The sequence below is a fragment of the Algoriella sp. genome (assembly GCF_036647415.1).
Taxonomy (GTDB): domain Bacteria; phylum Bacteroidota; class Bacteroidia; order Flavobacteriales; family Weeksellaceae; genus Empedobacter.
In genome coordinates this window covers 192527-202288 of sequence record NZ_JAVXKG010000001.1, presented here as the reverse complement: position 1 = coordinate 202288, position 9762 = coordinate 192527, and the positions used below count along the sequence as shown (strand labels likewise).

Here is a 9762-nt window from a genome sequence, read left to right as displayed (position 1 = left end):
AAAAAGAAAACATGTCTATAATGTTTTCAAGGGAGAGATGAATAAGATTCTTCGACAGGCTCAGAATGACAGAAAAGAAAATTCTTCTTTATATTAATTGAAATACTAAAAAGAATACACCCCCTATGATCCCCTCATGTAATGTGATGATGAAATGAATTCAGCAGGATGTGTTTTATATATTATAATAGACAATAAATATTCTTCGACGGGCTCTGAATGACAGAAAGGATGTTGTTCTTTATATAATAATATAAAACACGAAAAGAAAACACCCCTACAATCACCTCAAGGGGACAATTCGTGATGTGATGCTGAAACAAGTTCAGCAGGACATAATATTTGTATGTAATAAGAAAACAAAAGATTCTTCGACGAGCTCAGAATGACAAAAAGGATATTGGTTTTACCGCAAGTAATGTTTAGGCAGGGATGATTTGCGGTTTAAAATAAAGCAGAAGCGGGTACTTTATATTTAATGATTAAAAAGAATATAGATAAATAGAGATATTTTTTTTTGATTATATAATTTTATTAAATTAGCGTTCTTTTTTAAAAATTAATAATTTCATTATTTAATCATCTTCTTACAACCTAATATTCTTAAAGTATTAGTTTAATACCTACTGCCAACAATCAAACTTATTGAAGCCACTACGATATTCAATATAAAAATGAAGAGAAAAAAAGTTACTAAAAAAGCTATAAAGCTTTGTAAAGTTTTATTAACTAGTTTAATATTAGTTATATTAAATTCAACAATTGTTAAAGCAGAAGGTTCTAGAGATTTATATCCAGCAAATGCCATAGGAAATAGAGCTTTTCTAATGAGTATGGTATGTTCTAGCTGTGCATACAACCCCTTTCCTACTATTGGTAGACAGTATGTATATGCAAAAGAAGGAGAAACTATATATACAGGCTCAAGTGTTGCAAATACAGCTAACAGAATTAAGATATATTCGCCTAGCGGAAAATTATATTCATCAACTTCTACAACAGGACTTATTGATGACAGAGCAAAAGAACTAGCTGGACCTAATATAACAGGATTAACAACTAATGGTTACACTCCTTTCTCTATTCTAGTTTCTACAGGAGAAACAGGTATATGGGTTGTTGAATTTTATTCTAAAGGAACATCTAGTGCCCAGCCTTCTGAGATGTCTATATCAGCAACAGCTGAATGGAAAACCGTTCAAAATAATAATTTACCAGCTGCTTCTGCATTTATTGCTGCATGGGATGTAACAGTTGCAAATGGCACAACTGTTAAAAATGGACGTGTATATATGAATGTTTTTAATGCTTCTATTAACACTTCTCCTAATAATAATGCAACGAATGGATTTTTTGGTAAATTCTATGCTTTGACTAAAGATGGTTTTGTATACAAGATTGATAATAACGGACAAAATGGGTACTCTTTCAATAATTTTGTCAACAACAAAGGAACAACTTATATCCAAAATGAAAAAGATAAAAAGGATAACAAAGGATTAAGTACTGGAAATAATTATTCGACATCTTTATGGGATCCAAGAAAATTAGATGGATATGATAAAACAAATAACACCAATAATAATGGAGATAATATCTTAAATATTACTCATAAAATGTTTTATCAAACCCCTTCAACAGAACTCCCAGAAAGAGCAAATATATTTTGGTCGACAGCTGATCTTACAACATGGTCGACAACTGGTAGTAGCATTGAAGCTTGGCTAAAACCAATCCGAAGAGCACCAGATTTAAAATCTATACACTTTAAAGGAGCTGAAGGTTCATTAAATACAGCTGGATTAAAAGGAGGATATTTTGTATTCAATTCTCATGTTATTGGAGAATACACCATCACAATTCCTATTGCAAGTTCTACAATTACACTTAAAGGTCAATTAGAATTAGGCGAAAATAAAGTCTTATGGGACGGAAAAGATGCGAATGGCAATTATATCTTAGAAAATGGTGTTTCATTAACTGGTGTTAATATAAGCATTTCTGGTGCAGAAGTACATTTTCCTTTCTTAGATGTTGAAAGTAATTACAATGGTTTATACATAGAGTTATTGGATGAAAATATGAAACTATACTCTCCCACCAGAGACATAACATATTGGAATCTAGCAACAAAACCTAATAATGTTACCCAAAAAAAATTTAACTGGACTAAACAGTACAAGTTCAGCTATGGCCAATAGATTATATTGGCAAGACGGCACTTCAAGTTCTACTGGATTCGGAAATGACAAGGCTATTAATATTTGGGCTAACGTACAAGACAGTCATATAATTCAAAATGGACCACTAATTATTTATAGATCATCAGACTTACAAGTTACTTCAATAAACAAAACAAAAGGTCCCACTAAATTATATTCGGGTGCATTGTCAGAATATACAATTGACATAATAAACTCCGGAAACTTAGAAAATCAAAATGACTTTGCAGCTACGTTTATGTTATTTCTACCAACGGGAACAGAAATTAAACTGAATGATATAAAGTTTACTTCTACTAACGGATCTACATTAGTGCAAAACTCTGCAGAAATCATAAAAAATATACCAGATTCTGATAAAGGCGTTACCGCATATAAAGTCAAAATAAATATGCCTATTAACGGCGATGGAAAATTTGTAATACCAATTAAAATAGGACAAAATTATACCAACAATAGAATCAATGCTTGGGCTACAATTTTGAGAGCCAAAGACACTCGCGATCCGAATGCAACAAATCCGGATTTATCTATCATCCCAGCGGATCCATTTTTAGAAGCTAATGGATTATTCAAAAATATTGCTAGCTTAAATCTGAACAACGATTTTACAACAAACACACATTTTTCCTATCTAATAGATACAAAACTACCTACTACAAGCCCTAATTATACCAATAATATTAAAGTAATGAATACAGACGTATTAAATAATGTATGTACTCAATCAGGAACTTTCACAGAAAATGGAGTACCTACAATTGTTGGTATAAATACACAATCTTCTAAGATAAATGGTTGGCCAGAACATATTCCGAATGGATTTATAACAATGGAAACTACAAATAAAGGATTTTCGATAACAAGAGTTCCGAATACGTCAGCTATTGTAGCCCCTTTAACAGGAATGATTATTTACGACACTACTGATAAGTGTATAAAATTATACAGAAACAACACATGGAATTGTATTACAAGAACATGTAACAATTAATAAATTATGAAAAATATATGCACAATTGTTGTTGGTTTATTCTCAACAATATTATTTGGACAACTTACTTTAGGTAAAGCATCAATCACATCGGAAAGCATAATTTTTGATTTTGAAGACACTGCTGATAATATAAAAGGAATTATTCTTCCTTCTGTGGATAACCTTCCTTCTTCTACAAACATTGAAAATAATGGAATGTTTCTTTTTGATGAAACGGAGCAGATTGTAAAAGTTTTAGAAAACGGAATCTGGAAAAATTTGTCAGACAAAGGAAGTAGTAAAAACTTATATACAACAGATCGAGTTAAAAATACATCTCCCGAAGTAGGAGAAGGAATCATTATTGGAGATACTTCAACAAAAGCTAATGCTATTTTAGCTTTAGAATCGTTAAATAAAGCGATGAGATTACCACAAATTGCTAATCCTCATCTTAATGTAAAAAGTCCTTACCCAGGAATGATGTGTTTTGATACTGTAAGTAACACATTAGCTGTTTTTGATGGCGAAAACTGGAATTATTGGAAATAAAAAAATGGTCGAGAAAAATCTCGACCATTTTTTATTATTAAACGAATGGTTTTAGAACTCTATTTAATTCTTCGAGTTCGACAAGAAAGCCATCGTGTCCAAAAATAGAATCAATTTCGACGTATTTTGCATTTGGAATATGAGCGGCAATAAACTTTTGTTCCGTTGTTGGAAATAAAATATCCGAAGAAACGCCAATTACAATTGTGTTCGATTTGATTTGGCTTAAAGAATCTACTAAAGATTTTCTGCTTCGAGCGATATTTTGAGAATCCATCGCTTTGGAAAGTATCCAATATGAATAGGCATTGAAACGATTGGCTAATTTCTGGCCTTGGTATTTTTGATACGATGACGCCTTAAAATAATCGTAAACTTGATTATCATCTTTCTGCGATTCCTCATAAATCTCGTACGTACGATAGGAAAGCATCGCAATGGTACGTGCAGCAATCAATCCATTTGTTCCGCCATCAGGCTTATTTTCATAAAATGTAGCATCAGCTTCAATCGCCAAACGTTGCGATTCATTAAAAGCAATTCCCCACGGAGAATGCACGGCATTTGTAGCTAAAAGAGCTAAATTATCAACTTTTATTTTATTCAAAAGCGTAAACTCTAATGCTTGTTGTCCGCCAAGCGAACCTCCGATAAGAAGATGAATCGATTCAATTCCTAAATGATCTGCCAAAAGTTGATGTGCATTCGCATAATCTTTGATTGTCACAACAGGAAAATCATTATAATAAGGTTGATTTGTAATTGGATTAATTGACAATGGATTTGTAGAACCATAATTTGAACCAATCACATTTGCACAAATTATAAAATGATCTTTTGGATTGAATAAATCATTTTCACCAAAAAGTCCAGCCCACCAATCAAAAACATCTGAGTTTGCCGTGAGAGCATGGCAAACCCAGATGACATTATTTTTTTCGGGATTTAATGTTCCCGCAGTATGATAAGCAATGGTTAAATTTTCGAGTTGTTGACCATTTTCTAATTGAAAAGGCTCTGTATAGTTGTATTGATGAAAATTCACTGAATTATTTTGAAGCTAAAATACTTTGTTTATTTGATTTTATCAAAAGCTTGTTGAAGATCATTTTTAATATCATCAATATATTCAATTCCCACAGAAAGACGCAAAACTCCAGGAAAAACTCCAGCAGATTTTTGTTCTTCATCGCTCAATTGTTGATGCGTTGTAGCTGCAGGATGAATAATTAAAGATTTTGCATCGCCAACATTTGCCAAATGACTAATTAATTCTAAACTATCAATAAATTGATTTGCTATATCAGCATCGCCTTTTATTTGAAAAGATAAAACGGCTCCGAAACCATTTTTCAAATATTTTTTTGCTAAATGATGACTTGAAGAAGTAATTAATCCAGGATAATTCACTTTTTCTACTTGTGGATGAAGTTCTAACCAACGTGCAATTTCTAACGTATTATCTAAATGTTTCTGAACTCGTAATGATAACGTTTCTAAACCTTGTAATAAAAGAAAAGAATTGAACGGTGAAATTGCAGGTCCAAAATCACGTAAACCTTCAACTCGTGCACGAATAATAAACTGAATATTACCAAAAGGTCCGCCAACGCCAAAAACTTTAGAGAAAACTAAACCATGATAACCTTCTGATGGCTCCGAAAATTGAGGAAACTTTCCGTTGCACCAATCATAATTTCCGCCATCTACGATAACTCCACCAATTGATGTTCCGTGCCCGCCGATCCATTTTGTAGCAGATTCTACCACGACATTTGCACCATGTTCTAAAGGTTTAAAAATATATCCACCCGCACCAAATGTATTGTCTACAATGAATGGAAGATTATATTTTTGTGCAATTGCGGCAATTGCTTCAAAATCTGGAACATTAAAACTCGGATTTCCGATTGTTTCTGCATAAACTGCTTTTGTATTATCATCAATTAAAGCTTCTATTTTGTTTGGTTCTGCATTTTCTGCAAAACGAACTTCAACTCCTAAACGTTTAAAACCGACTTTGAACTGATTATATGTTCCGCCATATAGGTTAGAAGCAGAAACAAAATTATCTCCAGATTCTAAAATATTATTTAATGCTATAAATTGTGCAGCTTGCCCAGATGAAACTGCCAAAGCAGCAATTCTTTTCTCGAAAACATCTGTTGTTGGATTTTGAATTCTGGTATAAATATTTCCAAATTCTTTTAAAGCAAATAAATTTGCACCATGTTCTGCATCATTGAAAACATAAGAAGATGTTTGGTAAATTGGCACAGCGCGAGAACCTGTTGTTGGATCTACTACCTGACCTGCGTGTACTTGTAATGTATCGAAATGTAATTGTTTTTCTGTTGACATAATAAAATTGTTTGATTATTGCTAAAATTGTAAAAAGGTTGGTTGGGTTAATTTATTTGATATTTTTAGCAACAACACATTCGGATTTTACTATTGATACAATTAGAGATGCTTTGCAGCAGGACGCCGTGTCCAAAAGAATGTTTTTTTGAATTGTATTTCATCTGAAAAATTTGAATCATTTCCAGCTACGCTTTGTAGCTTTATTAGATAGATTAAAATTAGAATATTTTTCTAAATAATAAAACTTACAAGCTATTATTAGAAAATAAATCTATTTATATTGTTTATATAGAATAAAATTACTATTTTATTAATTATTAATATTTAATAATCTATTAAATATTAATTTTTAGAATATTATTTGAAGTAAATTTGATGAAATAGAGTAGAGGGAATAAAAAAAGGAGATCAAATTGATCTCCTTTTGTCTATTTTATGAAAAAAGTAATTAGTTTGCTAAAACGATTACTTTATTATTGTTCATTTCGATTGTTCCACCTTTTATGTCTAACAAAAATGTAGATTCGTTAGATGGAGATTGATAAACTTTACCTGATAGATTATCAAAATCTTCGAAAGTTTTTGTGTGAACTTTTATTTTAATTGTTCCTTCTCCTAAAGTTGCAACGATAGGTGCGTGGTTATTTAACAATTGAAATTCTCCATCTTTTCCAGGTAATGTAACTGCATCAGCTTCGCAATCTAAAACGACGTGCTCTGGAGTAATAATTTGTAAATGCATAATCCTATTGTTTTAAAAAAAAGAGTACTTAGTAACTTTTAGAGTAAAAGAAACGTAAGCACTCTTTCATATTATTTTATATAAAAATATTATTTTACTTCTGCTAACATTTTTTCACCTGCTTCAATCGCTTCTTCGATTGTACCACGTAAATTGAATGCTGCTTCTGGATATTGATCAACTTCACCATCTAAGATCATGTTAAATCCTTTGATTGTGTCTTTGATATCAACTAATACTCCTACAATTCCTGTAAATTGTTCTGCAACGTGGAATGGTTGAGATAAGAAACGTTGGATACGACGTGCGCGGTGTACAACTAATTTATCTTCTTCAGATAACTCTTCCATACCTAAAATTGCAATAATATCTTGTAAAGCATTGTAACGTTGCAAAATTTCTTTTACGCGTTGTGCTGTTTCGTAATGTTCTTTACCAATAATTGATGGTGTTAAGATACGAGAAGTAGAGTTTAATGGATCTACCGCTGGATAAATACCTAACGAAGCAATTTTACGATCTAATACTGTAGTTGCATCTAAGTGAGCAAATGTTGTAGCTGGCGCAGGGTCAGTTAAATCATCGGCTGGTACATATACTGCTTGTACAGATGTAATAGATCCGTTTTTAGTAGATGTAATACGCTCTTGCATAGCACCCATTTCTGTTGCTAATGTTGGTTGATAACCTACGGCAGAAGGCATACGTCCTAATAAGGCAGAAACCTCAGAACCTGCTTGTGTAAAACGGAAGATATTATCTACGAAAAATAATACATCTTTTCCTTGTCCTTGTCCATCACCATCACGGAAATATTCTGCTAATGTAAGACCTGTTAAGGCAACACGAGCACGTGCTCCAGGAGGTTCGTTCATTTGTCCAAAAACAAAAGTAGCTTTAGAATCTAACATCAATTGTTTGTCAATTTTAGATAAATCCCATCCACCTTCTTCCATAGAATGTACGAATTCTGGACCATATTGAATTAATCCCGCCTCGATCATCTCACGCATTAAATCGTTACCTTCACGAGTACGTTCTCCAACACCTGCGAATACAGATAAACCTCCGTGTCCTTTTGCGATGTTGTTCATTAACTCTTGGATCAATACTGTTTTACCAACTCCGGCACCACCAAATAAACCAATTTTACCTCCTTTTGCGTAAGGTGCAATTAAGTCGATTACTTTAATCCCTGTAAATAATATTTCAGATGCAGTAGATAAGTCCTCAAATTTTGGTGCTGGACGGTGAATAGGTAAACCGTTTTGTTTGTCTAAATTTTCTAAACCATCAATAGCATCACCAATTACATTGAATACACGTCCTTTGATAGCTTCACCGATTGGAACCATAATTGGTCCTGATCCTGCGAAAACTTCTTGTCCTCTTTGTAGACCATCAGAACTATCCATTGCGATACAACGTACAGTATCTTCACCGATATGTTGCTCAACTTCAAGAATTAATGTTTCTTTTCCAGGACGAGGAACTTCTAATGCATCATAAATATTTGGAAGGCCATTTGCGTTATCAAAAATAACATCAATTACAGGTCCAATAACCTGTGCAATTTTACCTTTCTTTTGATTTGCCATTATATGAAATGATTTAGTTTATTTTATTTGGGTGCAAAGGTAAGTTAAAATGATTGTATTATTAATATAGTTTTCAAGATTTTTATCATAATATTTTGATTAATAATCAGAATTTCAGTAAGAATCATTCAAAAAAAGAAAATTGTAGTTCTATTTGAAAGGCTTAAATTTGTACAAATTCATATTTAGTGAAAGTCTATCAATCCATCCAAGATATCAAACCAATCAAATGCCCTGTTGTAACTTTGGGTATGTTTGACGGTGCGCATATCGGACATCAAAGCATCTTAGAACAACTTAATACAATTGCACAAAATATTGATGGAGAAAGTGTTTTAATTACCTTCAACCCTCATCCTCGTATGGTTTTACAATCAAATTGTGATTTAAAATTCTTGACTACTTTACAAGAAAAAGAAGAAATTCTTCGTCGATTTGATTTAGAACATTTGATCATTCAAGAATTTACATTAGATTTTTCTCAGGTAACTTCTGTCGAGTTTGTGAAAAATTTATTGATTGATAAAATCAAAATTAACACACTAGTTATAGGTTATGATCATCATTTTGGTAAAAATAGGGAAGGTAATTTTGAGCAATTACAAATTTTATCAAAAGAATATGGTTTTAATCTAATTCAACTAGAAGCGATAGAAAAAAATGATGTTGCTGTAAGTTCTACCAAAATACGAAATGCACTAAATGAAGGTAATATAGAATATGCAAATAAGGCGCTAAACTATAATTATCCGCTGTCGGGCAAAGTTGTACATGGCGATAAAATTGGACGTACATTAGGTTTTCCGACTGCTAATTTAGAAGTTGATCCAAATAAATTAATTCCAAAAGATGGTGTTTATGCGGTGAATGTCTTTGTAGATGATAAAAAATATTTAGGATTGTTGAGTATCGGATTTCGAGAAACTGTAACCAATTCACGCGAACATAGAGTAGAAGTTAATATTTTGAATTTCAACCAAGATATTTATGGAGAAACAATAAAATTAGAGTTTTTAGGAAGATTGCGCGACGAAAAAAAGTTTAATTCTTTAGACGAATTAATTTCGGCAATGAACAATGATAAAGAAAATGCCATTACTCGTTTTGGATAAAATTAAATAAATAAAGGTTCGCAATGCGAACCTTTATTTATTTAATTATTAATGTGTAAAATAATAAAATGCTTTACCTAATAAATAGCCAACTTCGTAAATAAGTAAAATTATTAGACAAATACTTAATATAACTTCTTCTGGTTTTAGACTACTTAATTCTAAATTAATTTTTTTCATCATAGATAGTACTATT

General features: G+C 31.9%; 9 protein-coding genes. 4 read left to right on the top strand and 5 right to left on the bottom strand.

All coding sequences use genetic code 11. From position 1 onward, the window contains the following. Positions 1-674 precede the first annotated feature (674 nt). From RSC72_RS00960 to RSC72_RS00950, 3 genes are read left to right on the top strand one after another with little or no spacing between them, the layout of a single operon-like run. Entirely contained in the window at positions 675-2201 is a 1527-nt protein-coding gene (locus tag RSC72_RS00960) for a hypothetical protein (RefSeq protein ID WP_332543353.1), read from the top strand. Further along, positions 2191-3216 (top strand): hypothetical protein, encoded by a 1026-nt coding sequence (locus tag RSC72_RS00955; RefSeq protein ID WP_332543351.1) that lies wholly within the window; start codon positions 2191-2193, stop codon positions 3214-3216. Before RSC72_RS00960 ends, RSC72_RS00955 begins: the two co-directional genes overlap by 11 nt. 6 nt (positions 3217-3222) lie before the next feature. Then, complete coding sequence (locus RSC72_RS00950) at positions 3223-3750, top strand: hypothetical protein (protein WP_332543350.1); 528 nt, start codon at positions 3223-3225, stop codon at positions 3748-3750. A gap of 37 nt (positions 3751-3787) precedes the next feature. Here the strand turns inward: RSC72_RS00950 and RSC72_RS00945 are convergent, their stop codons facing one another. The 4 genes from RSC72_RS00945 to atpD form a co-directional block, all read right to left on the bottom strand. Further along, positions 3788-4795: a homoserine O-acetyltransferase family protein gene (locus RSC72_RS00945; protein ID WP_332543349.1), complete on the bottom strand. Its 1008-nt coding sequence runs from the start codon at positions 4793-4795 to the stop codon at positions 3788-3790. Positions 4796-4824: 29 nt separating this feature from the next. Then, a complete protein-coding gene (locus tag RSC72_RS00940; RefSeq protein WP_332543348.1) occupies positions 4825-6111 on the bottom strand; it encodes an O-acetylhomoserine aminocarboxypropyltransferase/cysteine synthase family protein in 1287 nt (428 codons plus the stop codon). 451 nt (positions 6112-6562) lie between these two features. Further along, the gene (locus RSC72_RS00935) at positions 6563-6856 is read right to left on the bottom strand and encodes a FoF1 ATP synthase subunit delta/epsilon (protein ID WP_332543347.1); all 294 of its coding nucleotides are present in this window, start codon (positions 6854-6856) and stop codon (positions 6563-6565) included. A gap of 89 nt (positions 6857-6945) precedes the next feature. Further along, positions 6946-8454, bottom strand: a complete 1509-nt coding sequence (gene atpD / locus RSC72_RS00930) for a F0F1 ATP synthase subunit beta (RefSeq protein WP_332543346.1) — start codon at positions 8452-8454, stop codon at positions 6946-6948. Positions 8455-8642: 188 nt separating this feature from the next. Between atpD and RSC72_RS00925 the strand changes: the two genes are divergently transcribed. After that, the gene (locus tag RSC72_RS00925; RefSeq protein ID WP_332543345.1) at positions 8643-9566 is read left to right on the top strand and encodes a bifunctional riboflavin kinase/FAD synthetase; all 924 of its coding nucleotides are present in this window, start codon (positions 8643-8645) and stop codon (positions 9564-9566) included. Between the two features lie 48 nt (positions 9567-9614). Here RSC72_RS00925 and RSC72_RS00920 read toward each other — a convergent pair whose 3' ends face one another. Beyond that, on the bottom strand, positions 9615-9749 hold the full coding sequence (locus tag RSC72_RS00920; RefSeq protein WP_332543344.1) for a hypothetical protein: 135 nt from the start codon (positions 9747-9749) through the stop codon (positions 9615-9617). Between the last annotated feature and the right edge of the window lie 13 nt (positions 9750-9762).